19 protein-coding genes are annotated in these 24757 nt (G+C 65.1%); 9 read left to right on the forward strand and 10 right to left on the reverse strand.

The window, feature by feature from the left end; genetic code table 11:
- Nucleotides 1-161 precede the first annotated feature (161 nt).
- Nucleotides 162-1031: an archaetidylserine decarboxylase gene (asd, locus tag JQ586_RS26700; protein ID WP_212397604.1), complete on the reverse strand. Its 870-nt coding sequence runs from the start codon at nucleotides 1029-1031 to the stop codon at nucleotides 162-164.
- A gap of 34 nt (nucleotides 1032-1065) precedes the next feature.
- Between asd and JQ586_RS26705 the strand changes: the two genes are divergently transcribed.
- Nucleotides 1066-2730: an aminotransferase class III-fold pyridoxal phosphate-dependent enzyme gene (locus tag JQ586_RS26705; RefSeq protein WP_212397605.1), complete on the forward strand. Its 1665-nt coding sequence runs from the start codon at nucleotides 1066-1068 to the stop codon at nucleotides 2728-2730.
- Between the two features lie 270 nt (nucleotides 2731-3000).
- Here JQ586_RS26705 and JQ586_RS26710 read toward each other — a convergent pair whose 3' ends face one another.
- From JQ586_RS26710 to JQ586_RS26720, 3 genes are all read right to left on the reverse strand, one after another.
- Nucleotides 3001-3618, reverse strand: coding sequence for a hypothetical protein (locus JQ586_RS26710; RefSeq protein WP_212397606.1), 618 nt, complete (start codon nucleotides 3616-3618; stop codon nucleotides 3001-3003).
- Between the two features lie 257 nt (nucleotides 3619-3875).
- A complete protein-coding gene (locus JQ586_RS26715; protein WP_212397607.1) occupies nucleotides 3876-4565 on the reverse strand; it encodes a class I SAM-dependent methyltransferase in 690 nt (229 codons plus the stop codon).
- A gap of 33 nt (nucleotides 4566-4598) precedes the next feature.
- Complete coding sequence (locus JQ586_RS26720) at nucleotides 4599-5654, reverse strand: glycosyltransferase family 1 protein (protein WP_212397608.1); 1056 nt, start codon at nucleotides 5652-5654, stop codon at nucleotides 4599-4601.
- A 138-nt stretch (nucleotides 5655-5792) separates the two neighbouring features.
- On the opposite strand from JQ586_RS26720, the gene JQ586_RS26725 reads away from it, so the two are divergent.
- The 4 genes from JQ586_RS26725 (at nucleotide 5793) to JQ586_RS26740 (ending at nucleotide 11259) form a co-directional block, all read left to right on the forward strand.
- Nucleotides 5793-7229: a TAXI family TRAP transporter solute-binding subunit gene (locus JQ586_RS26725; RefSeq protein WP_212397609.1), complete on the forward strand. Its 1437-nt coding sequence runs from the start codon at nucleotides 5793-5795 to the stop codon at nucleotides 7227-7229.
- Between the two features lie 244 nt (nucleotides 7230-7473).
- Nucleotides 7474-8157 carry a L,D-transpeptidase gene (locus JQ586_RS26730; RefSeq protein ID WP_212397610.1) on the forward strand — a complete coding sequence of 228 codons (684 nt, stop codon included), beginning with the start codon at nucleotides 7474-7476 and terminating at the stop codon, nucleotides 8155-8157.
- A gap of 194 nt (nucleotides 8158-8351) precedes the next feature.
- Entirely contained in the window at nucleotides 8352-9920 is a 1569-nt protein-coding gene (locus JQ586_RS26735; RefSeq protein ID WP_212397611.1) for a DUF4403 family protein, read from the forward strand.
- A 124-nt stretch (nucleotides 9921-10044) separates the two neighbouring features.
- Nucleotides 10045-11259, forward strand: a complete 1215-nt coding sequence (locus JQ586_RS26740) for an ABC transporter substrate-binding protein (protein ID WP_212397612.1) — start codon at nucleotides 10045-10047, stop codon at nucleotides 11257-11259.
- Nucleotides 11260-11322: 63 nt separating this feature from the next.
- On the opposite strand, the gene JQ586_RS26745 is transcribed toward JQ586_RS26740, so the two are convergent.
- On the reverse strand, nucleotides 11323-13479 hold the full coding sequence (locus JQ586_RS26745; RefSeq protein ID WP_212397613.1) for an alpha/beta hydrolase fold domain-containing protein: 2157 nt from the start codon (nucleotides 13477-13479) through the stop codon (nucleotides 11323-11325).
- Between the two features lie 63 nt (nucleotides 13480-13542).
- On the opposite strand from JQ586_RS26745, the gene JQ586_RS26750 reads away from it, so the two are divergent.
- Entirely contained in the window at nucleotides 13543-14223 is a 681-nt protein-coding gene (locus tag JQ586_RS26750; RefSeq protein ID WP_212397614.1) for a TetR/AcrR family transcriptional regulator, read from the forward strand.
- A gap of 9 nt (nucleotides 14224-14232) precedes the next feature.
- Here JQ586_RS26750 and JQ586_RS26755 read toward each other — a convergent pair whose 3' ends face one another.
- A complete protein-coding gene (locus tag JQ586_RS26755) occupies nucleotides 14233-17295 on the reverse strand; it encodes a glycoside hydrolase family 38 C-terminal domain-containing protein (protein ID WP_212397615.1) in 3063 nt (1020 codons plus the stop codon).
- 454 nt (nucleotides 17296-17749) lie between these two features.
- Here JQ586_RS26755 and JQ586_RS26760 point away from each other — a divergent pair, with 454 nt between their 5' ends.
- Entirely contained in the window at nucleotides 17750-19153 is a 1404-nt protein-coding gene (locus JQ586_RS26760) for a glycerophosphodiester phosphodiesterase family protein (protein ID WP_212397616.1), read from the forward strand.
- Between the two features lie 99 nt (nucleotides 19154-19252).
- Here JQ586_RS26760 and JQ586_RS26765 read toward each other — a convergent pair whose 3' ends face one another.
- The gene (locus JQ586_RS26765; protein ID WP_212397617.1) at nucleotides 19253-20818 is read right to left on the reverse strand and encodes an acid phosphatase; all 1566 of its coding nucleotides are present in this window, start codon (nucleotides 20816-20818) and stop codon (nucleotides 19253-19255) included.
- Between the two features lie 117 nt (nucleotides 20819-20935).
- Here JQ586_RS26765 and JQ586_RS26770 point away from each other — a divergent pair, with 117 nt between their 5' ends.
- Nucleotides 20936-22186, forward strand: coding sequence for a cytochrome c peroxidase (locus tag JQ586_RS26770; protein WP_212397618.1), 1251 nt, complete (start codon nucleotides 20936-20938; stop codon nucleotides 22184-22186).
- 18 nt (nucleotides 22187-22204) lie between these two features.
- Here the strand turns inward: JQ586_RS26770 and JQ586_RS26775 are convergent, their stop codons facing one another.
- From JQ586_RS26775 to JQ586_RS26785, 3 genes are all read right to left on the reverse strand, one after another.
- Nucleotides 22205-22411: a hypothetical protein gene (locus JQ586_RS26775; RefSeq protein WP_212397619.1), complete on the reverse strand. Its 207-nt coding sequence runs from the start codon at nucleotides 22409-22411 to the stop codon at nucleotides 22205-22207.
- Nucleotides 22412-22609: 198 nt separating this feature from the next.
- The gene (locus JQ586_RS26780; RefSeq protein ID WP_212397620.1) at nucleotides 22610-23122 is read right to left on the reverse strand and encodes a PRC-barrel domain-containing protein; all 513 of its coding nucleotides are present in this window, start codon (nucleotides 23120-23122) and stop codon (nucleotides 22610-22612) included.
- A 78-nt stretch (nucleotides 23123-23200) separates the two neighbouring features.
- Nucleotides 23201-23578, reverse strand: coding sequence for a PRC-barrel domain-containing protein (locus tag JQ586_RS26785; protein WP_212397621.1), 378 nt, complete (start codon nucleotides 23576-23578; stop codon nucleotides 23201-23203).
- Between the two features lie 440 nt (nucleotides 23579-24018).
- Between JQ586_RS26785 and JQ586_RS26790 the strand changes: the two genes are divergently transcribed.
- The gene (locus JQ586_RS26790) at nucleotides 24019-24756 is read left to right on the forward strand and encodes a response regulator (RefSeq protein WP_212397622.1); all 738 of its coding nucleotides are present in this window, start codon (nucleotides 24019-24021) and stop codon (nucleotides 24754-24756) included.
- The last annotated feature ends 1 nt before the right edge of the window (nucleotide 24757 follow it).

Here is a 24757-nt window from a genome sequence, read left to right on the forward strand (position 1 = left end):
CGTATCCTAAAGGGTTGCGATTTATGATCGTCGCACGACGATCGCAGCCACTCTAAAGCATGATCCGGAAAAGTGGAAACCGGTTTTTCCTCGCGGCAAACGCGTTGGCAGCGTTTGCGCGGAGATCATGCTCAAACAATGACGCGCAGACGAAAACGAGATCAATCTGCAGGCTTTCGCAGCAACGGCTCGCCGCATTTGATCCGCGTTCCCTCCGCGACATTATCGCAGAACTCGAAATTGCCGGGCGCCAGCACGATGATGGTCGAGCCATGCTCGAACCAGCCGAGTTCATCGCCCTTCTTCACCTGCGTGTCGCAGGCAAAATCGACCGGGCCTCGCGACTGCGCATTCAGCGTGACGTCGAGGAAGTGCAGGCGGATGCTGGCGACGAGAATGGCTGCGACCGGAACGAGCGTCAGCGCCTCTCCGCTCGCAAGTTTCGCGCGCAGCACCGCGCGCTCGTTCTTGCAGAACAGCCGCTCGACCCGCTTCAGCGCGATCGGATTGACGTTCCAGACGTCGCCGTGGATGAAAGTCACCCCGTCAATCACGAGATCCGCGGGCGCATGGAAGCGGTGATACATGCTCGAGGTCAGTCGCAGTGTCACGAAGCGGCCGTTCCGGTGCCGTTCGACGAGATCGGAATCGCCGAGCAGGTCGAGCAGCGAATAGGGCGCGCCCTTGACCTGGAACAATTGCCCGTCCTCGATCCGACCGTGCGCGCCTATGATCGCGTCGGACGGGCTTGCGATGATCGCGGGATCGGTCACCGCCGGGCGCAGGCCGGGCTTCAGCTCGCGGGTGAAGCAGTCGTGCAGACTCCTGAACTCTGTCTTCTTGGCCTCCGACAGGTCGAGGTCGGAGAACAGCTTCCAGCATGCGATCGAGGCGTCGCGCACCAGCGGGTTCTCGATCTTGGAGAACCAGCCCATGAACCGGGTGATTGCGGCGCGCGGAATCCGGTTGGTCAGCAGGAAATTGAGGTCCTCCTGCTGGGTGAATGCCGAGATCAGGCCCTTGACTGTCATGAATCTGTTAGGCTGTGACGCTAGCGCTTCTGTCATGGATTCATCCCTTCCGATTCTCTCGCTGTCCGCCGCCGCGCTTGCCGGCGCCGCCGCAGCCTTCCCCAAGGTGCAGGCCCGCATTGCCCTGTCGCGTGCGAAGCACCGCTCGCTGACCGGGCACTCCAAGATGTCCAAGATGGTGGCGCGGCTGGTTCCGCACTACGAATTCGACATCAACGAATTCTTCCGCTCCGACGGCGCGCCCCCCGCGGTCGCGACACAGCGCCAGGACGGCTTCTTCCGCCTCGCCGGCATCTACAACGACCGCTACCCCAAGGGCCGCGCGCTCACCGCCGAGGTCTCTGACCGCATTTCCGACCTGCAATTCACCGAAACCTACCGCGTGCCGTTCCAGTACAGCCGCCTGGTGCGCGAGCACCTCAACACCTCGGCGTTCATGGAGACCTCGAAGGGCGTCACCGTCACCGACGTCGACGGCAACGTGCTCTACGACCTGACCGGCTCCTACGGCGTCAACATCTTCGGCAACGACTTCTACAAGGAGTGCATCGCCGAGGGCGGGAGGCGCGCGCATGCACTCGGCCCGGTGCTCGGCCCCTACCACCCCGTTATCGCCGACAACGTCAAGCGCCTTTGCGAGATCTCCGGCCTCGACGAGGTCTCGTTCCACATGTCCGGCACCGAAGCCGTGATGCAGGCGGTGCGCCTCGCGCGCTACCACACCAGGCGGAAGCGTCTCGTCCGTTTTGCCGGCGCCTATCACGGCTGGTGGGGCGACGTGCAGCCGGGAGTCGGCAATCCGGTCTCGCCGCACGAGACCTTCACGCTCGCCGACATGTCGGAGAAGGCGCTGCACGTCCTGCGTACCCGCAAGGACATCGCCTGCGTGCTGGTCAATCCGCTGCAGGCGCTGCACCCGAACAGCAACGCGCCCGGCGATTCCGCCTTGGTCGACTCCTCGCGTTCCTCCAGATACGACCGCGCCGCCTACACCGAGTGGCTGAAGAAGCTGCGCGAGGTCTGCACCGAGCGCGGAATCGTGCTGATCTTCGACGAGGTGTTCGTCGGCTTCCGCCTCGCTGCCGGCGGCGCCCAGGAATATTTCGGCGTCAAGGCCGACATGGTGACCTATGGCAAGAGCCTCGCGGGCGGCCTTCCGGTCGGCGTGGTCTGCGGCCGCAAGAACCTGATGCGGCGCTTCCGCGACGATCGCCCCGCGGATGTCTGCTTTGCCCGCGGCACGTTCAACTCGCATCCTTACGTCATGACGTCGATGGACGAGTTCTTGAGCCGGCTCGCCAGCCCGAACTTCCGCTCGATCTACAACGGGCTCGAGGAGACCTGGAACGGCCGCGCCAAGGCGCTCAACGACCGCCTCACCGCACAGGGTCTGCCGGTTCGCGTCGGCAACATCTCGTCGATCTGGACCGTCTATTACACCGAGCCGTCCCGCTACAACTGGATGCTGCAGTACTATCTGCGTGCCGAGGGTCTGGCCTTGAGCTGGGTCGGCACCGGCCGCCTGATCTTCACTCTGAACTATACCGACGCCGACTTCGCCGAGGTCACCGAGCGCTTCGTCGCAGCGTGCGGGAAGATGAAGCGCGACGGCTGGTGGTGGCACAAGGAAGGCCTCACCAACAAGACCATCAAGCGACAGATCCTGAAGGAGATGGTCGCGGTGAAGTTCGGGCGCTGAGGCGCGGCACGCTCCCTCCACTCCCTCGCCCCGCCCTTGCGGGGAGAGGGTAGTGGTGAGGGGCTCTCTCCACGACATCGGTGACAAACGGACTCGCGGTGAGCCCCCCTCACCCGGATCGCATCTGACGATGCGATCCGACCTCTCGCCGCAAGCGGGGCGAGGTGAAGCGAGAGCGCGGACGAAGTTATTCACTGTCGTAGTCCCAAGACGTAGATGCCCGGGACAAGCCCGGGCATGACGCGATTCGAAGACGTTGAGGTCGAACGATCAGGCGTGCTTGACGTGCTTCTCGAGGCCCGGATCGATCAGCTCGCCCTTCATCAGGAACAGCGGCGCCTTGTGGTAGAGCTTCAAGTCGTTGAAGGGGTCGGTGATGATCTTGGTCATCCAGACGAGGCCGGTCTCGATGTCGCGGATGAAGAACAGGTGGACGGTGCGGAACAGCAGGCCGCCGATGCCGACCACGAGCCAGATCTTGGCCACCTGGCGGGCGAAATCGGCGAACGACACCCACGGCTTGAACAGACCGAACAGGGTCGGGTCGAAGTACAGCACCATCGGCGAGGCGGCCCAGATCGCCATCAGCACGACCTTGCGCTGCAGATTGTAGCCGACCTTGATGTCTTCCTTGTGCTCATGGGTCGCCTGGTTGACGTGGTCGTAGCCCTTCGGCTCGAAGAAGAAGTGACCGGCCTGTCGCGAGGTCATCGAGACCAGCCAGCCGACCAGCGCCGACACCACGGGATCGAAGAACAGCATCACATAGGCGAACAGGAAGCTCAGCGCGCTGACAAAGTGCAGGCTCTGGTTGATCCGGCTGTGATGATAGTAGCGATGGTCGTCCCAGCGCTGGGTACGCAGCTCTTGCAGGAAATTCTTGATCATTGGTTCCCCCAACATCTTTCGGAACAGGGTTTACAGGGATTCGATGTAGCGCGTGTGACATCATCATAATGACATATAACGATGCGGAGCGGTGGGCTTGACGCAACCTGCGGCTGCTGCCGTGTCACCAGTGACCCGACAGGCGCCTGAAGGATGGGCCGAGGATCGTCACCTCATGGGCGAGGCCGGCGCGGTGCACCGCCTCGCACGAGGATCGGCGGCCCGGGCCGCCCTGATGCCGCCTCCTAGGCCGCCTCCTAGGCCGCCTTGGCCACGTCAGTCTTGCGGAGACGGACCAGCGAGAAGTGACCGAGCGGCGGGATCAGGCGGCGTTCGGCGAGCTCCATGCCCTTCGCGCCGGCCAGCCACCTGGTGTAGCGCGACCAGGCGAATTCGGCGGTCCGGAATCCGAGCGGACGCACCACCGGCTGCAGCGTCTGCTCGATGAAGCGGCGGACACCGGCATCGGCGCTGACGCGGGTCAGGATGATCAGTTCGCCGCCCGGGCGCACCACGCGGGCAAACTCGTCCATCGCGGCTTCCGGGTTCGGCACCGCTGACAGCACATACTGCGCCATCACGACGTCGAATGCATTATCGGGGAATTCGAGCTTCTCGGCGTCCATCACCGCGAGCCCCTCGACATTCTTGAGCCGCTGCTCCGCGACGCGCTTCCTGGCCTTCTCCAGCATCGCTTCCGAGATGTCGGTGCCGAAGATGCGGACGTTCGGGCCATAGAGCGGCAGCGAAATGCCGGTGCCGACGCCGACCTCGAGCACGCGGCCGCCGATCTTGTTGGTGGCCTGGATCGCCGCCTGCCGGCCCTTGCTGAACACGCCGCCGAACACGAGGTCGTAGATCGGCGCCCAGCGGTCATAGGCCTGCTCGACCGTCTCGCGGTCGAAGTCCAGGGAACGGTTGGCGTCCAGCTTGTAGATATCTGCCATTGATGGTCTCTCGTCTCTCGTTCGATTGAGCTGCTAATTCGGAACGGCAGTCCGGCCGGCGACGCGGCGGGCGGGCCGCGGCGCGCGGCTCGGCTGCAACGTGGCCAGATTGCCAATGAACTGACGCGCACTGTTCTCCCAGGAACGCTCGAGCGCGAAGTTGCGGCACGTCGTGCGCGACATCGTCAGCGCACGCAGGCAGGCGCTGCACAAATCATTGTCGATCGCCCCGATCGGATGGTCCGCGATCACGTCCTTCGGGCCGGTGACCGGGAAAGCCGCAACCGGCGTGCCGCAGGCCAGCGCCTCGAGCTGCACGACGCCGAAAGTGTCGGTCAGACTCGGGAACACGAAGACATCGGCGGCAGCGAGATGCGAGGTCAGGTCCTGGCCCTTCTTCTCACCGAGGAAAACCGCACCGGGATATTTCTGTTGCAGCGCCGCCTTCTGCGGACCGTCGCCGACCACGACCTTCGATCCCGGCAGGTCGAGCGACAGGAACGCGTCGAGATTCTTCTCCACGGCGACGCGGCCCATTGTCATGAAGATCGGCCGCGGCAGATCGAGGCTCGCCGGCTGGTCCGGATTGAACAGCCGGGTGTCGACGCCACGGGTCCAGAAGCCGAGCTTGCGGAAGCCGCGCTCGGAAAGCTCCTGGCGCAGCGAGTCGGTCGCCACCATCGTCATCGACGCCGCGGCATGGAAACGGCGCAGCACGGCATAGCCGACGCTGTCCGGAATTCCCGTTCGCACCGAGACATATTCAGGAAAGCGCGTCGTGTAGGATGTCGTGAAGGCGAGCTTGTTGCGGCGGCAATAGCCGCGCACCGCCCAGCCGATCGGCCCTTCGGTCGCGATATGGATCGCGTCGGGTGCGGCCTGCTCGATCCGGCGCGCGATCTCGCGGCGGTTCGGCAGTGCCATGCGCAGGCCCGGATAGGTCGGCACGCCGATCGACGGAAAGCCGTCGGGCGTGAGGAATTCGATGTCGGCGCCGAGTTCGGCCGAGCTGCGCGCCAGCGAGGTCAGCGTCCTCACCACGCCGTTGACTTGCGGATGCCAGGCATCGGTCGCAACGAGTATGCGCATCGCAGGAGATCCAAATCGTTAATCTTGATTCTGCTCCCGCGACGTTCTGACATGGATGTTTCAACCGTATGACGTCATCGAAATGTAAGGTTCTTTTTCATCACCGGGCGCCGCTTTTTCGTGTAACGTGACAGTAAGATGTCAGAGCAGAGCGAAATCCCCGGTGCAGCGCGCCGCAGGCTCAGGCGAAGAAACTCGTCGCTGCTGATCCTGGCGCTGGGCATCTTCGTGTTCGGCATTGCCGCCAGCACGCTCTACTACGCGCTGAGCCCGGTGACGTTGCGGATCGCCGTCGGCCCGACGGGCAGCGACGACGTCAAGGTGGTGCAGGCCTACGCGCAGGCCTTTGTGCGCGACGGCAGCCACGTCCGGCTGCGGACGATCACCACCCAGGGCGCCGCCGAGAGCATCGCGCTGTTCACGGCCGGCAAGGCCGACCTCGCGGTCGCGCGCGCCGATCTCAATGTACCGACGAGCGCCGAGGCGGTGGCGATCCTGCGCAAGAACGTCGTCGTGCTGTGGGCCCCGTCGGGCGCGCCGGCGAAGGGCGTGAAGCGCTCGGCGATGTCGAAGGTCAAGAGCATCGACGATCTCCCCGGCCACAAGGTCGGCGTGGTCGGCCGCACCGAGGCCAACGTCACGCTGCTGCGCGTGATCCTGACCGAGTCCGGCGTCAACCCAGACAAGGTCGCGGTCAGCCAGTTCGCGGTCAACCAGATCGCCGACCTGGTGCGCGATCCCTCGCTCGACGCCTACATGACGGTCGGCCCGCTCGACTCCAAACTCACGGCGGACGCGATCGCGGCAACGGCGGCCGCGCGCGGCGAGCCGAAATTCCTGCCGATCGACGTCTCGGAGGCGATCGCACAGAAGCATCCGCTCTACGAATCCGAGGAGATCACCGGCAGCATCTTCTCGTCGTCGCCGGCGCGGCCCGAGGACAAGGTCGAGACCGTCGGCGTCAATCATCTGATCGTCGCGCAGCATGCGGTTCACGAGGCGATCGTCGGCGCACTGGTCCGACAATTGTTCACGATGCGCCCGCAAGTCGCCCATGACGTGCCGGCCGCCGGCAAGATCGAAAAGCCCGACACCGACAAGGATGCGACGCTGCCGGCGCACCGGGGCGCCGCCGCCTATATCGACGGCACCGAGCGCACCTTCATGGAGAAATATTCCGACTACATCTGGGCCGGGATCCTGCTGCTGTCGGGCGTCGGATCGGCGGGTGCCTGGCTGCGTCATTACCTCAGGCGCAACGAGCGCGAGGAGTACATCGACCATCGCGACAACCTCCTCGCGCTGATCTCCAAGGTGCGCGAGGCCGAGAGCGCAGAGGAACTGGCGACGATGCAGGCGATGGCCGACAGCCTGCTGCGCGAGGCGCTCGACTGCTACGACGACGGCGCGATCGAGGACGGCGACCTCTCGGTCATCGGCCTGACGCTCGAGCAATTCCACCACGCGGTCGCCGACCGCCGTGCCGTGATCGGCATGGCCGCCCCACCGGTTGCCGCGGATGCGGACGAACCGCTCCGGCCGCACGTCACGCCGATCGCGCCGAGAGCGATGTAGCTGTTGCGCCGCCGCCGGCGAAGCTGCGTCGACAAGGGCCGCCCGGGAATTCCATCCTGAGCCGGGACACTCCGCGGCAAGATTGCCTTAACCGTCCGACGAAACACGCACGAAACAATTCCCTAACGCCACGAAACCATTTTGGCGATTTCGTGCAAACGTCCTGAAACGCCTCCCCTGTACTTGTTCCCTCAACGACGCGCCGAAAACGAGCGCGCAAGGGCGCAAACAACAGGGGTCGACAATGTTCAATTCCATCAAGCTGAACTCGCGTCTTGCTGCCGCCGCCTTCGGTGCGCTGGCGATCGGTACCGCTGCCTTGTCCACCTCGGCCACGGCCGCTCCGCTGCCGATCTTCCCGTTCATCCTGCCGCTGCCGACCGAGTCGGCCCCGCCGCCGGTGCAGTCGGCGCCCCAGGTGCAGGAGGAGGAGCGCGGCGCCGAGTTGCCCGCCCGCCTGAAGCGCCAGATCGTCACCTATCCGACCCGCGAAGCGCCGGGCACCATCATCATCGACACCCCGCACACCTATCTCTATTACGTGCTCGGCGGCGGCCAGGCGATCCGCTACGGCATCGGCGTCGGTCGCGAAGGCTTCACCTGGTCGGGCACCCAGACCATCACCAAGAAGGCGGAGTGGCCGGACTGGACCCCGCCGCCGGAAATGATCGCCCGCCAGCCCTATCTGCCGCGCCACATGGCCGGCGGCCCCGGCAACCCGCTCGGCGCCCGCGCGATGTATCTCGGCGGCACCGTCTACCGCATACATGGCACCAACGCGCCGGAGACGATCGGCACGCACGTGTCCTCGGGCTGCCTGCGCCTGACCAATGAGGACGTCACCGACCTCTATTCCCGGGTCAATGTCGGCACCAAGGTGATCGTCCTGCCGATGACCCGGGCTGACCTCGGCTCGACCGTCCGCTAGCTTCGACACATCCAGAAACCAGTGACGGCCCCGGCACCGCGCCGGGGCCGTCATTGCGTCTGGTCTCGTTAACCTTCATCGCCGCAATCGCCCTCGCCGCCAACTTCTGCCCCCGAAGAAGCCCGATCCGGCCACACTGGCGCCGCCGTCGGCGGGCCTGTACAAGCCGTCTATTCATTTCATCCGGGGTGATGATGCGTCTACCGATGCGTCCAAGGACGATCCTGATCGCCGTTGCCGTCGTCGCGCTGTCCTTCCTGGTCAGCCTGAAGGCCATGGACTGGCTGGGGCCGCGCCAGAACGTGCCGCAGCCGCAGCTCGCGCAATTGCCGCCGCTGCCGCCCGCGCCGCGCTCGTCGACGATCGTCGCGCGGGTCGCGGTCGCGCTGTCGGCGATCCGCGATGCCGCCGAACGCGGCGCGCCGAAGACCTTCAGCGGCAAGGCCAACAATCCGGTGTCGCAGATCCTGCAGAACGCCGATATCGGCTGGACTGCATCGCGCGGGCCGATCACGGCAACCGGCGCCCAGGACCTGCTGACGCTCGCAGCCCCGATCAACGGAACGCTCAACGTCACGGGCACGCTGTCGGCCAAGGCGACCGGCGCCGTCACCGACGCGCTCGGCAGCCTGCTCGGCGGCAACGTCGCCAAGCACATCGGCAGCGTCAACATCAAGCAGCTCAACGCCAGCGCCGAGATCAACGGCAACGTCACCATCACCTCGCGGCCGAAGCTCGGCGCGTCGTGGCGGCTCGAACCCAATCTGCAGGCGCAGGTCAATCTCGGCGACACCAGCCTGAGCGCGGCGGGTGTCAAGGTCAGCGTGCCGGCCCAGGTCAAGCCTGTCATCGACAAGACGGTCGCCGACCAGATGGCGGCGCTGCAGGCCAGGGTGCACAACGACCCGACCTTCGAGAACAACGCCCGCGCGCAGTGGGCCAAGGCGTGCCGCTCGATCCCGCTGCAGGGCACCGGCGGTACCTCGTCGATGCCACCGATGTGGCTGGAGCTGCGGCCGATCCGCGCCATCGCGGCGCAGCCGAAGGTCGACGCCTCGTCGATGATCGTGACGATGGGAATAGAGGCAGAGACCCGGATCACCGAAACGCAGACCAATCCGACCTGTCCATTCCCTGAGAAACTGTCGATCGTGCCGCCGATGCCGGGCCAGGTCGCGATCGGCCTGCCGGTCGACATGTCCTTCACCACGCTGAGCCAGCTCGTCGAGGCCCAGCTCAAGGGCAAGACCTTCCCCGAGGACGGCTCCGGCCCGGTCGACATCACCGTCAAGCAGGCGAGCATCGCCGCGTCCGGCGACCGGCTGCTGATCTCGCTGCTGGTGCGGGCCAAGGAGAAGAAGAGCTGGTTCGGCCTCGGCGCCGAGGCGACCGTGCATATCTGGGGCCGGCCGCGGCTCGACGAGCAGGCGCAGACGCTGCGGCTGACGGACGTCACGCTTGCGGTCGAATCCGAGGCCGCTTTCGGCCTGCTTGGAGCCGCGGCGCGCGAGGCGATCCCCCACGTGCAGCAGGCGCTGGCCGACAAGATGATCGTCGACCTCAAGCCGTTCGCGAGCAACGCGCAACGCAAGATCGCCGCCGTTATCGCCGACCTGCAACGGAACGAGGAAGGCATCCGCGTCGATGCGGAGATCAACAGCATCCGCCTGGCCGACATCGCGTTCGATTCGAAGATGCTGCGCGTGATCGTCGAGACCGACGGCACCATCGACGCCGCCGTGAGCACGTTGCCGACACTGTGAGCCGCCAGTCGGCGGTCCGTCCATACCGCCTTGCCCAAAAAGTCGACTTTGCGGGCGCTTGCCACACCGGATAGAAGGGGCGCGTGGTTCAAGCCCCTCAACAAGAAGACAGGGAGACGAAACGATGAAATTGCTCGTGGCCGCAGCAGCGGCCAGCCTCGCGCTTGCCGGTTCCGGCACTGCGGCCAACGCCCAGATCTCCGACGACGTCGTCAAGATCGGCGTGCTCACCGACATGTCGAGCCTCTATTCGGACGCCACCGGCAAGGGCTCGGTGGCCGCCGTCGAGATGGCGGTGGCCGATTACGGCGCCAAGGTGAAGGGCAAGCCGGTCGAGGTGGTGGTGGCCGACCACCAGAACAAGCCGGACGTCGGCGTCAGCATCGCGCGCAACTGGTACGACAACGAGAAGGTCGATGCGATCTTCGACGTCCCGACCTCGTCGGTCGCGCTGCCGGTCTCGGCGCTGACGCGCGAGAAGAACAAGATCAACATCAATTCCGGCGGCGGCTCCTCCGATATCACCGGCCCGGCCTGCTCACCCAACACGGTGCACTGGACCTACGACACCTACGCGCTGTCGAACGTCGCCGGCAAGGCGATGGTCAAGCGCGGCGAGGACACCTGGTTCTTCGTCACCGCCGACTATGCCTTCGGCCAGGCGCTGGAGCGCGACGCCGCCAACGTCGTCAAGGAGAGCGGCGGCAAGGTTCTGGGTGACGTGCGTGCCCCCCTGAACTCGTCGGACTTCTCGTCATTCCTGCTGCAGGCGCAGGCGTCCAAGGCCAAGGTCGTGGCGCTGGCGAACGCCGGCGGCGACACCACCAACGCGCTGAAGCAGGCCTCCGAGTTCGGCCTGACCCAGGGCGGCCAGAAGATGATCGCGCTGCTGATGGAGATCACCGACACCCATTCGCTGGGCCTGAAGGCAACCCAGGGGCTGATCGTGACCGACGCCTTCTACTGGGACATGAACGACGAGACCCGCGCCTTCTCGAAGCGCTTCAACGAGAAGGTCGGCCACATGCCGACCATGATCCAGGCCGGGCTCTATTCGGCCACCATGCATTACCTGAAGGCGATCGAGGCCATCGGCACCGACGAGGCGCCGAAGGTGATGGAGCAGATGCGCAAGACGCCGATCAACGACTTCTTCGCCAAGAACGGCCATATCCGGATCGACGGCCGCATGGTGCACGACATGTACCTGTTCGAGACCAAGAAGCCCGAGGAGTCCAAGGGCGAGTGGGACCTCTACAAGCTGATCGCCACCGTGCCCGGTGACGAGGCGTTCCGCCCGCTCGACAAGGGCGGCTGCCCGCTGGTGAAGTCGAACTGATCCGACTGACCGCAGAACAGGGACGCGCCCGGCACTGCCGGGCGCGTTTCTTGTTTCAGGAGGTCATTCCGCAGCCTGCGAATGCGGCGCGGGTGCCTTGAGATGCCGCCGCGCCCAGAGCGCGACCTCGGCCATCGTGCTTTCGGTTTCAGGCAGGAACGGAAAGATCGTGTAGACGTGGACGGAATCCTCGACCAGCCGCAGCGTCACGTCGACGCCGGCCCGTTCCGCGCGCTCGGCAAGACGCACGGAGTCGCTCAGCAACACCTCGCCCTGCGTCGCGGTGACGAACAGCGGCGGCAGGCCGGCGAGATCGCCGAACAACGGCGACACCAGCGGATCCGCCGGCTCGTGGCCCTGGAAGTAGGATGCCCCCATGAAGGCCAGCAGGTCGCGGTTGGCCGCGGGATCATCGCCGTTGAACGCGCGGACGCTGTCGCCCGAAAGCGTCAGATCGGTGAAGGGCGCAACTGCCAGGATGGCAGCAGGCAAGGGATCACCGGCCATGCGCAGGGCAAGCGCTGTCGCAACCGCAAGGCCGCCGCCGGCGGATTCGCCTGACAGCAGGATCGAGCTCGCGGGGATCCCTCTGCGCAGCAGCGCGCGATAGCTGGCGACGGCATCGTCGAGCGCGGCCGGATAGGGATGCTCCGGCGCAAGCCGGTAATCGACGGTGTAGCAGGCCCCGTCGACGGCGGTAGCCAGCCGGCTGGCGTATTCCAGCGATCCCCTGGCCGAACCGATCAGATAGCCGCCGCCGTGAAAGTGCAGCACCACATTGCCCGATCGCGCCTCCTTGCGCGCAACACGAAACGCCCCGACGTCGCCGAGCTCGCCTTCGATGGCCTCGAAGTCCGCGGGCAACGGGAAACTCGTGGTCAGGAATCGATCATAGGCCTCGCGGAGCCCATCATGGCCGCGCGCAACATCCTCGGGGCGGAATGCGTATTTCCAGAGCTCGAAGGCACGCTGGCTCTCGGGACGCTTCAGACGCTTGCCTTCACGCAGGCCGGTGACGTTGACGACGTCACCGGGCGCCTCCTCGGTTGCCTTGACGACGTTGTAGTCCCAAGCCAGCCCCCAGCTGGTTTCCGCCAGCGGATCGATGCGGGCGAGCCCCTTCCAGCGCGCATTGCGGTTGCGCAACCGGCCGGCCTCGGTCTCGTGCATCAGCTTCACGACGGCACGGGCCCCGGCCTGGATGCGCGTGGTACGCGGCAGCCGGCGCCGCTCGTACTCGAGAAGCGCGCCCGGGACGTCGTCCTGCCGTCGGGCCAGCACGCGCGCGAACGTCCAGGCGTCCTCGATGCTCTGACCGGCGCCCGCCGCCAGGAACGGCACCATCGGGTGCGCCGCATCGCCAAGCAGCGTGACGCGGCCCGAGCTCCAGCTGTCGATCGGATCGCGATAGTACATGCCGGTGATGAAGGCCGTCTTGATCTGCTCGAGCATGGCCCGCGCCCGCGGCTCGGCGTCCTCGAAGGAACGCAGCAACTCGGCGATGTCTCCGCTCTCGGTCCAGGATTCGCGACGCACCTCGTCGGCCGGGACCGACGCCAGGATGCTGTACAGGTTTTGCGGCCGCACCCAATAGGTGATCAGCGTGCGGCCGGGTCCGAACCAGTAATTGCCGCGTTCGGGAAGATCGATACCGGCAAGCTGCTCGGCAGGAATCAGCGAACGCCACATCAGGATATTGGCGAACTGCTTCTGTTCCGGTCCCCGCAGATGCTGACGCACCACCGAGTGGATGCCGTCGCAGCCGATCAGCGCGTCGGCCTGCAGCGTCTCACCGGTCGCGAGCCGCACCTCGACCGCATCGTCGGTCTGCGAGATCGCCGTGCAGCGCGCCCCGAGCCGCTTCGCTTCTGCAGGCACCGCGTCGAACAGCAACTGAACCAGATCGGCGCGGTGCACATTGTACATCGGCGCCCCGTAGCGGCGCGCGGCTTCGTCACCGAGCGGCGCCTGATAGAGCATGCGGCCGGTGTGCAGATCCCGGTAGTCGTACGACTGGGGCTTGACGCCGACGGCTTGCATGGCGGCCTCGAGCCCGAGCTCGCGAAGCACGATCGCGGCATTGCTGGCGATCTGGATGCCGGCGCCGATCTCGCTCAACACCTCGGCCTGCTCGAGCACCAGGGCGTCGATCCCGTGATGTCGCAACGCGATTGCAGTCGTCAGTCCACCGATTCCACCACCCGCTATGAGTACGCGCATCGTTCGTCTCCGGCTCTGGACAATTTAAGCGATTTCACTTAATTTAGGATCAGGGAGATTCGAATGTCAAGCAGAATGCGGACGACGCCTCGCGCCGGCTCGGAAGAGACGCGGAACCAGATCAAGGCCGCGGCGCAAATGTTGTTTGCCCGCAATGGCATCGACGCGGTGACGGTGCAGCAGATCGTCGATGCCGCAGGCCAGCGCAACAATGCGGCGCTGCACTATCACTTCCGGACCAAGGAGGAATTGATCCGGCAAATGGTCGTCGACGGCGCCACCGTGCTCGACGCGCGACGGCGCGGGATGCTCGACGAGATGGATCGACGCGGAGGTCCGACCAGCATTCGCGAGGTGATGCTGATCCTGATCATGCCGGTCATCGAGCTCGGCGAAGACGAGCGGTGGCGCGGCTACATCCGCTTCACCTCACAGCTCCAGGCGACCAACCCCAAGGCGTTGCGCGAGGCGCTGAGCGACCGGTGGAACGCCGGCTATGTCGAGTGCTTCAATCACCTGAAGCGCATGCTGCCGCTGCCTCCGGCGATCGTCGAACAGCGGCTCTCGATCATGGCGATCTATGCCAACGCCGTGCTCTCGGCCCACGAAGCGGCACGGGAATCCCGCAACACCAAGGGCAGCCGCCTGTGGGGGCAACCCTTCACGGTCGAGAACATCCTCGACATGCTGGAAGCCGCGATCACCTGCCCGCCCTCCGAGGTCACGCTCGCGAAACTGCCGTAGGTGCGCCGATCACTCCTGGAAGATTCGCAGCGTTGCGATCTGGAACGGGCGGAGCGACAGGCGGCAGGTCCGGCCCTGCGTCGGCAATGCGTGGATGCGGTCTTCCAGAGTATTGCTCATCCACACCGACGCGACGTCGACGCCGAAGTCGAGCAACGCGCCGGCGCGAATGCCCGCGCTTTCATAGAGCCGCACCACCCAGCCCTCGCCGTCTTCGGCCGGCTTGAGCGTATCGACGACGACGTTGGACGGAGATGCCGTCAGCAGCGACCGCTTCAACGGATCGCGCGGGCGTCCCTTGACCCAGAGCAGCGGCCGCGAAAAGCGCAGCGCCCGGCCGACGCTGTCGGCGGAGCGCCAATCGCCCGCATGCGGATAGATCGCATAGCGCATCCGGTGACGCCCGAGATCCGCCTTCGGATCGGGCGACTCGGGCCCGCGCAGCAGCGTCAGCGCGAGCTGGCTGCCGAACGTCGAATAGCCATGCCTGACGTCGCTGAACAGCGACACGCCGAAATCCGGCTCTGACAGATCCGACCAGCGATGGCCGGGGACCTCGTATTTCGCGGCATCCGCATCGGTGTTGGCATGCGTCGGCCGTTCGGTCGCACCGAACATCGTCTCATAGGTCGCATGAGGCGCGCGGCAGGCGACGGGGAACATCACCTTCAGCGCCGTCTTGCGCTCCTGCCAGTCGATTTCAGTCTCGAATTCGAGGTGATGCGCGCCCGCATCGAGGCGGATCACCTGGGAGAGCCGGCTCGCCTTGCCGAGCGCGCGCTCGAAGCGCAGCGCGCCGCGCAGTCCGGCATCCGACACCACCTCGCAGCTCACCTCGCCGGTAACGTCGCGCGCGGTTTCCAGCGCGAACGGATCGATGTCCCAGGCTTCGAATTGCAGCGGCCTGTCGTCGAGCAGCACGAAGCGGGCACCCGGAGAAGCGAGGGTTTCGCGGCCGGTCGGCAGATGGATCAGCGACTGCACCAGGCCGTTGCGGTCAATGCGCGCCTCGAGCTGCGCGTTCGACAGCACGAAGCCGCCGGGGCCGGACGATATCGACACACGCTCGTCCGTCGCAGTCGTCGTTCCCGCCGCGAGCGGCGCAGCGACGACGCAGTGGAGCCCGCCGTCCGGATCGGCCGCGATCTCGGCGCGCGAACTGCCGAGCGTATTGATCGGCGTCCAGTCGGTTCCGGGGTCGCAGAGTACGGCCAGCAGGGCTTGCGTGCGGCGTCTGGCCTCTTCCTCGACGGCGGCGAGCTCGACCTCTGCCCGCTCATAGACCTCGCGGATGCTGCTGCCCGGGATGATGTCGTGAAACTGATTGGTCAGGAGCGTGCGCCAGAGCGATTCGATCTCCCCGGCCGACGGCGCCTCCTGCCGCCACGCGCGCGCCAGCGTGGTGACGAATTCGAGCGCCTGGAGGCCGGCCTCGCAGGCGCGGTTGAGGCGCTTGATCTCGCCTTGCGTGGTGTAGGTGCCGCGATGATATTCGAGATAGAGCTCGCCCTCGATCGTCGCCAGATCCGCAGCCGACATCGCAAGGCGGTCGAAGAACTCGTCGACGTTGCGAATCCCGATCCTCGGCAATCCCTGCAGATCCTGCGCGCGCGCGAGCGTCTCGAGCATCGTCTCGTCGGCGCCGCCGCCGCCGTCGCCGTATCCGAACAGGTAAAGCGCGTCGGGCGACCGGTCGGCATCCTTGTAGTTGGCCGCGTGGTAGCGCAGTTCCGCGACCTGCGCCGAGCCGTTGTAGGTGTCCGCCGGCGGGAAATGCGCCAGCACGGTGCTGCCGTCGTGGCCACGCCAATGGAAGCTGTGATGCGGCGGCGACGTGAACCTGTTCCACGACAGTTTCTGGGTCAGGAAGCGCGACATCCCGGCCGACCGCATCAGCTGCGGCAACTGGCCGTCATAGCCGAACACGTCAGGATTCCAGAACACGGTGGAGCGCTGGCCGAAGGTCCGCTCGAAATAGCGCTGGCCATAGAGAAACTGCCGGCAGATCGACTCGCCCCAGGGCAGGTTGCAGTCCGGCTCGATCCAGCTGCCGCCGACGGGGATCCATTGCCCGGCGGCGACCTTGGCGCGGATGCGCGCGAACAAATCGGGGTCGTGCTGCTCGATGACGGCGTATTGATAGGCCTGCGAGCAGGCGAACTTGAATGCAGGATAGCGGTCCATCAGCGCGACCGCGGTGGAGAAGGAGCGCTGCGCCTTGCGCCTCGTCTCGTCCAGCGGCCACAACCACGCAGTGTCGAGATGGGCGTGGCCGATCGCCGACATCTCGTGCGCGATCGTGCCGTTACGCGCCGCGAGCAAGCTGCTCAGAATGGCGCGCGCTGCCGGCCATGTCGCGCGATCGTCGGGATCGGCGATGTTGCAGACGCGGTTGAGGTCGTGCAGCAATCGACCCGCCCAGGTGCGATCCAGCGCCGGCTGCACCGTTTCGCCGACGGCGCCGTAGGACCTGCTCTTCGTCGCGGGATCCCGGTCGGCCTCGAGCTGGCGCAGCACGTCAAAATCGAAATAGAACGCCAATGCGTCGGGATCGAAGCGGCGCAGCTCGCACGCCGCGAGAGCATAGCCCTGCGGATCGCCGTTGAATGCGCCGAACAAACCGTTGCAGGCCACTTCCACGTGGAAGGTCAGCGTCTCGCCGCCGCGCGCCGACTGGATCAGCGGCGCGATGTGGCGGCCGGGATTGAGGCCCTGCTGTGAGCGTCCATCGAGCCACAGCAGGGCTTCCGAACGGCTGTCCCAGCACAATTCCACGCGCGAGCCGGCCCAGGCCGCCGGTACCTCGGCCACCACCCTGACCCAATACGTCGCCCACAGCGGCCCCAGCGTCTCCCCCAGCGAAACCGGCCGATAATCCAGCTCGAGCGCCTCGGAGAGGCTGATCCGCCCGGTCGGTCCGGCAAGCGCGAGCGAGGTGACCGGAACGCGATCGGGATGGATCCTGTCCTGCAGCCGTTGCGCGAAGGCCTCCAGCCGGCCGCGCGTGTATCGGGGGTAGCGTCCACGAATCCGGCCGACCGCGGGATTGTCGTCTCGATCCGTTTCGTCCATCGCCGGCCCCAATTCGCTGCGGCCGGACTATAGCGGCAATTCAGATGCCGGAATCGATGGTCTCGACGCGCGTGGTTAACGGTTTCGGACGCGGGCATCGTCGGCGCCGGCAAAGCTGTGCGAACGAGCCGTTGCGGGCTGTCCTTGGACCGATCGATCGCCTAGTGAGAGATTGCGGTTGAGCCTCACGACTGCGCCGGACCCGCAGTCCCTGATGTGACGATGTTTGGCTCACCAAGTCGTCCCGGCGAACCGCGCCGCCCCGCATGCACAGAGCCTGATATACAGATCTTGCGCATCCCGGCGTTTTTGCCTCCCCTGCCCTCCGGCGGTCATCTGCCTGTCAAAAAACCGGGGCTAGAAGACTGCAGCGGCGGCCTTGTTCGGCTCGGCCCTGCGGCATTCGACGCGATGCTGCGCAAAAGATGTTACCCCGAAAGCTGGAGGCTTGGTCATGAAGCACGGTCGTTTGCGACGGAAACCACATGTTGGAGCGATCCTGCTCGGCGCTGCGGCCCTGACGCTCGCCTTGGCATTGCTTCCGTCATCGATGGCGTCGGCGCAAACAGCCACGGCTCCGGCCGGCGCAAAGCCGTTCCTGACCCTCGATGGAAAGGCGCCGTTGGTGATCGGGCATCGCGGCGTGCCGGGACTGATGCCTGAAGAGACCGAGGCATCGTACGAGCTGGCCGCTGCGCTTGGCACCGACTCGTTTGAAGAGGACCTCCATTTGACCAAGGATTGCGTCCTGGTCGCACGTCACAATCCCTGGCTCAGCGACAACACCAACGTTGCCGCGGTGGCGAAGACCAATGCCGAGGTTGCGGCCCGCAAGCGCACGGTGCCCGGAATCATGATCAAGGCCCCCAGGTCTGCGGCCGGCGGACCCGCTGAATACCCCACCGACCTGACCGATCCGGCCAACCCCAAATCGGTGCTGAAATCGCTGATCGTCGACGGCGAAGACCATACCAATGACTGGTCGATCACCGATTTCACCATGGCCGAACTCAAGAACTGGATCGCCGGCACCACCTATGATGCAGCCAACGAGCGGCCGAAGGTATTCAACGGCAAATTCCCGATCCTCAGCTTCCAGGAGATCGTCGATATCGCCAAGGCCAAGAGCAAGGAGACGGGACGCACCATCACCGTCTATCCGGAAACCAAGAACCCGACCTGGAACAATGCCCAGGCCATAGCAAATGGCTGCGGCGCGCCCGGCAGTCGCCCGCTCGAGGATGCCCTGATCAAGCTCATCAACGACAACGGCCTCAATTCGAAGGAAGCTCCGATCTTTGTTCAGAGCTTCGAGCCCGGCAGCCTGAAATATATGCGCAGCCACGGCCTCCAGACGCGGGTGGTCCAGCTCATCGATGGCAACGGCGTCGACTTCAAGGCCGGCAAGGTCCTGCTCAATAACATCACCAATTCCCGGCCGTTCGACTGGACGGTTGCGGGTGACGCGCGCCTGTATGATGCGATGGTGACGCCCGAGGGCCTTGCGGAGATCAAGACCTATGCCGACGGCATCGGTCCGTGGAAGCTCTACATCGTGCCGGCCAGGATCTCACCGTGGAAGGACAGCAACGCCGATGGCTCCCCCTACAAGGCATCTATGCCGGACGCCACGACGCAGGACGCCACCAGCCTCGTTGCCGACGCACACAGGCTCGGCCTGTTCGTGCATCCCTTCACGTTCCGGAACGAGAAGAAATATCTGGCCGGCGACTATCACGCCGATCCGAGCCAGGAGTATCTGAAGTTCTTCCGTCTCGGCGTGGATGGCGTCTTCACCGACTTCACCAACACCGGCGTCGCCGCCCGCGCCGCCTACCTGCGTGAACTCGGCTGGTAGGCACCGGCAACCGGCCCGACCTGACTTCATCGAGCCTCGGTTCTGGTTGAAGCAGAACCGAGGCCTTTTCATTTTCGACTTCAGACTGGTATCTCCGCCTCACTTGTCCTTGAGCATCAGCGCGCTGGTCAGGTCGCCGAGCGGCTTCTGGTCGTGGGCGGCGATCGCGGCGTCGCGAACGGTGATGCCGTGCAGGGTCGGCAGCTCGAAGCGGCGCGTGATGAAGCGCAGGATCGAGGTCGTGTCCATCGGCGTGTGGTCGACATAGCCGTGGCGCGCATAGGGCGAGATGATGATCGCCGGGATGCGGGAGCCCGGGCCCCAGCGGTCACCCTTCGGCGGCGCCACGTGATCCCAAAGGCCGCCGTTCTCGTCATAGGTGACAACAACGAGCATATGCGGCCATTGCGGGCTCTTCTCGAGATGCGCAACCACATCGGCGATATGGGCGTCGCCGGCCTGGATGTCGGCATAGCCCGAATGCTCGTTGAGATCGCCCTGCGGTTTGTAGAATGAGACCTGCGGCAGCTTGCCGGCGTCGATCGCCTTGATGAACTCGCTGCCGGCCAGGCCTCCGTCGAGCAGATGTTCGGCACGCGCGGCGGTGCCGGGCGCGAAGCTGGCGTAATAGTTGAAAGCCTGGTGGTGAAACTGGAAGTTCGGGACCGGCGACTTGTAGCCGTGGTCGAGCACGTCCTGCCAGGCCCCGCTGTACCAGGCCCAGGTGATGTGCTTGAGGCTGAGCAGATCGCCGATGGTCGGCTCGATCTGCGGCGGCAGCGTCGTCGGCTTCGTCGGATCCGCATAGGCCTTGTCGCCATCCTTCGCCGGCTCGTTGCCGCTCGGCTGATAGGGCGGCTGCATGGTGTTCACGGCGTAGAAGTCGGGGGTGATATTGCCGTCGCTGACATATTTCGGAATGCCGTCCATCGCCGATTTCGGCGAATTGGCGGCTTCCTTCAACGTCACGCCGTCCGCCTCGACAGCCGCGATCGACGGCTTCGCCGGATTGGTGTCGGCCTTGGGATAATAGGGCACGCAGGCGCAGACCAGCCATTGATGGTTGAGGAAGGAGCCGCCGAATGCGCCCATGAAGAAATTGTCGGCCAGCGTATATTTCTCGGCCACCTTCCACATCGCCTGCTTCGATCCGTCCCACAGGCTCATCACCAAGGCTCCGGAATCGGCGTGGGCGACGAACTTGTCGTTGCGCCCGCCGTCGATCTGCATCTGGTTCTGGTAGAAGCGGTGCCAAAGGTCGTGTGTGATCGTGCCGTAGCTGAGCTTGAAGCCCTTCGGATCGTCCAGATAAAACGGGCGATTGGGCAGGTGCTCGGTCTGCGCCTGCGTCACCGGCGGCGTCACACCCTTGGCGGTCAGGCCGTCCCAGACCGGCGGCAGTTCACGGAACGGCTTGCCGTTGCGGTCGCGCTGGATCCGCGCCGAGGCAGCCGCCTTCGAGACGCCGTTGGCGCCGGGGAAACTGCCATAGAGATTGTCGAAAGAGCGGTTCTCCGCGTAGACCACCACCACCGTGTCGATCAGCGACAGATCGGCGGCGGCGCCCTTCCTGGCCCCCGCACTGTTCTCCGCTGCCAGCGCCGGACCGCATGCACCGATCAAGACACTCGACGCGCAAAGGATAACCGCCGATTTCGTTCGCATTCAAAGCCCCCAGCAATCACCTGATTGTTGCTATCTTTCCATTCGTCATAACCCGGACGCGCACCGAAGGCACGTTCGATCGCCATACAATTTCCAGCCATAGGCCCGGTTTGCAACATGCGGATTAAGCATTGGGTCTTCAGGTTCGCAATGATCCTCAACGCCTTGGCCATCGATCCCGGCCAGGCCGGGGCGGAGATGTCACGCACCGAGGCGCGCCGGCAGGCCGAACGGCTCGGCGCCCTCGGTCAGGCGCTGTTCTTCGATCCGTCGCTCTCGCCGTCGGGCAAGCTTGCCTGTTCGTCCTGCCACGATCCCGCCCACGGTTTCGGCCCGGCCAATGCGCTTTCGGTCCAAATGGGGGGTGGCGACATGCAGCAGCCGGGGACGCGAGCCGTCCCCTCCCTGAAATACCTGCAGGCGGTGCCGCCCTTCAGCGAGCATTTCCATGATTCCGAGGACGAGGCCGACGAGAGCATCGACAACGGCCCGACCGGAGGCCTCACCTGGGATGGACGGGTCGACCGTGGCGCCGACCAGGCCCGGATTCCGCTCCTCTCCAGTTTCGAGATGGGCAATCGCGACGAGGCCGAGGTGGCCCGCCGGGTGCTGGCTGCGGGCCACGGCAAGGAGATCGCGGCGATTGCCGGGCTGAAGGCGACCAGCAAGGCAGCCGCCGAGCCTGCCACTGTCTACAAGACGGCCCTCAAGGCGCTCGAGGTCTACCAGCAGGACTACCGGACCTTTTATCCCTATTCGAGCAAATATGACGCGGTGCTGGCCGGCAAGGCTGAACTCGCGCCAGCGGAAGCGCGGGGGCTCGAGCTGTTCAACGCGCCGAACAAGGGCAATTGCGCCTCCTGCCATATCAGCAAGCGGGGCAACGACGGCACCCCGCCCCAGTTCACCGATTACGGGCTGATCGCGCTCGGCGTGCCGCGCAATCGCGACATTCCCGCCAACAAGGACCCGGCCTATTTCGACCTCGGGCTGTGCGGACCCCTGCGCACGGATTTCCTGAAGCGCGAGGACTATTGCGGCCTGTTCCGGACGCCGACGCTCCGCAATGTCGCGCTCCGCCAGACCTTCTTTCACAACGGCGCCGTGCATTCCCTGCGTGACGCGGTGCGGTTCTATGTTGAGCGGGAGACCAAGCCCGAGCTTTGGTACCCGCGCAAGGCCGACGGCGGCATCGACAAATACGACGACCTGCCCGAAACGGCCAAATCCAATATCAAGGCCAATCTCAACATGGATCCGCCGTTTGACCGCAGGCGTGGCGATGCACCGGCCCTGACGACGGCCGAGATCGACGACGTCGTCGCCTTTCTCGGTACGCTGACCGACGGATATCAGCCGGCGAAGTGAGGGTTCAGACCCGCGACCTCAGGCAGATTTGCCGGGCAGGCCGAGCAGACTTGCGACCGCCTCGGCGCCCTTGCCGGAGGCGGAGATTTCCCCATTGTCCCTGACTTCCACGACCGCGCCGTTGGAGAAACTGAGCGACCAGCCATCATCCGTGCCGTTCCGGCGCCGGTCGGTCAGTTCGATACCGGCTGCGGAAATCACTGCTGCGGCCTTGTCGACATCCATGGTCGTCACCTCTTGTAAGGCGTCGGAATATTTTCCTCTGCCTGTGGTTCGCGAAATCCAGCCTACTCTAGGCGAAGCGATTAGCGGCAATATGAACGCGGCGGAGGTTTGCGCAATGGCGACCGCCGCGTATCCCCGAACGACAAAGCGCGCCCGGCATCGCCGGGCGCGCTCTGCATCTGCGCCACGCGGGAAAAGTCACTCGGTCGAATATTTGAACTGCGGCATCGCCTTCAACTCGTCCTTGCTCGCATTGAACACGGCATGATCGGGATACCAGGGATTCGGCTTCGACGCCGATGTGTTGGCGGCACCCGTCGTAGTCGTCGACGACTTGTTGGTGCTGCCGGTGTTCGACGCGCTGCTGCCGGTATAGGCGACCGCTTCGGTCGAGAATTTCACCTTGTCGAGCGGCACGGCGACCAGATGCTCGCCGACGCCGAGGAAGCCGCCGACACCGATCACCACCGCCTTGATGGCACCGCCCTTGTCCATCAGCAGGTCGTTGATCGTACCGACGCTCTCCTTGTTGTCATTGTAGACGCGCAGGCCGACGACCTTCGAGGCGCGCCAGTCGCCTTGATACGAGGTCGACGATGCGGCCGTCGTCGCCGCGGTCTTGTCACTCTTGTCGGTCGGTGTTTGCGCGAAGGCAACGCTCGCAAGCAGCGCAGAGCCGGCCACGCCGGCGACGATAGATTTGACTAACATCGTGGGCTCTCCTCATTTCGCGAAATCGCTGGAGGGAAAACCCGGAATGTCAGCGAGCGTTCCTACGGGAACTCGCGCTCAAAAGCCGCCCCAATACGGCGGAACGCCATAGAACCGATGCAACTCGACTTCCTGCGAGCGATCGCCCCAGTCGAAATCCTTGTCGGCGCGGAATGACGGCGCGCGCTTCAATTCATCATCCTCGATGTCGAGCTCATAGGCCTCGAACTTCGGATTGTAGTGCAGCCGTCCCCAGGGAAGCGGAATGAGGTTGGTGCCGATGCCGAGGAAACCACCGAAGCTGAGCACCGCGTAGGACACTTTCCCGGAAATCTTGTCGATCATCAGCCGTTCAACGTGTCCGATCATGTCGCCATTGGGCCGCCGCACCGCCGTGCCCTCGACGCGATCACTCGCAATGAGTTGATGCGGCGTTGTCACCGCGTCGACTGCCATCTCACCCTCCATGCCTTGACCCTGAAATTAACGCACTGCTCGGCGACCGGGTTCCCCGGGAGATGCGACAGCCGGCCTTTCCTTTCGGAAGATCGGGATAGCGATGCCGTCGCGAGACGGGCCCATGGCCCAGACGAGGGTGACAGGCAGGGCGATGTATCTCAACCGGGAAGAATGGCTCGCATGGTGAAATCCAAACCCGCCCCGACAAGTTGCGGATGCGCCGCGGCGCATCCGCAAGGCCCGCGGCCCATCATCTTCGAGGTGCGGCAGGGTCCGAAAAATCCTGTCGATATTTCAGGTAATTAGCGTTGATGACAGAACAATAACTTTTCAGCGCGGCGACGACCTGTTAGCTCTGTTTGCCGGGCAAGATTTCAGAAACATGCTGAAACAAAAAATCCTGAGCCGTTTCCCCGAATCACGGACAAAACGTCGCTATGACCCAGGCTTCGCCCAACATCCTAGTCGTCGAGGACGACCGCGAGACGCGGGCCCTCATCGCCAAATATCTCCGTACCAATTCCTGCAACGTCACCACCGCATCCGACGGCCGCGAGATGGCCCGGGCGATGGCCGATCATCGCGTGGACCTGCTGATCCTCGACGTCATGCTGCCGGGCGAGGACGGGCTCAGCCTGTGCCGCAAGGTGCGCGCGGAATCGCAGACGCCGATCATCATGCTGACCGCGCGCGGCGAGGACGTCGACCGCATCCTCGGCCTCGAGATGGGCGCCGACGATTATCTGGCCAAGCCGTTCAACCCGCGCGAGCTGCTGGCGCGGATCAACGCGGTGCTGCGGCGGCAGGCCGCCGCGCGCAACGCCAGCGCCATCGAGGGTGCGACCACGCTGTCGTTCCTCGGCTGGCGCATCGACATCCGTCTGCGCGAGCTGCGCAACCCCGAGGGCGCCCGCGTCGCCATGACCAGCGCCGAGTTCGACCTGCTCAGGACCTTCTGCGAGCGTCCCGGCCGCGTGCTGTCCCGCGACAGTCTGCTCGACCTGACGCAGGGCCGCAGCGCCGGATCGTTCGAGCGCTCGATCGACGTGCTGGTCAGCCGCATCCGCCGCAAGATCGAGCCCGATCCGCAGGAAGCCACCATGATCAAGACGGTACGCTCCGGCGGCTACATGTTCACCCCGAGGGTGGAGGCCGTTGCCGCCACGAGCAACTGAC

Source organism: Bradyrhizobium jicamae (assembly GCF_018130215.1).
Lineage (GTDB): Bacteria > Pseudomonadota > Alphaproteobacteria > Rhizobiales > Xanthobacteraceae > Bradyrhizobium > Bradyrhizobium jicamae_A.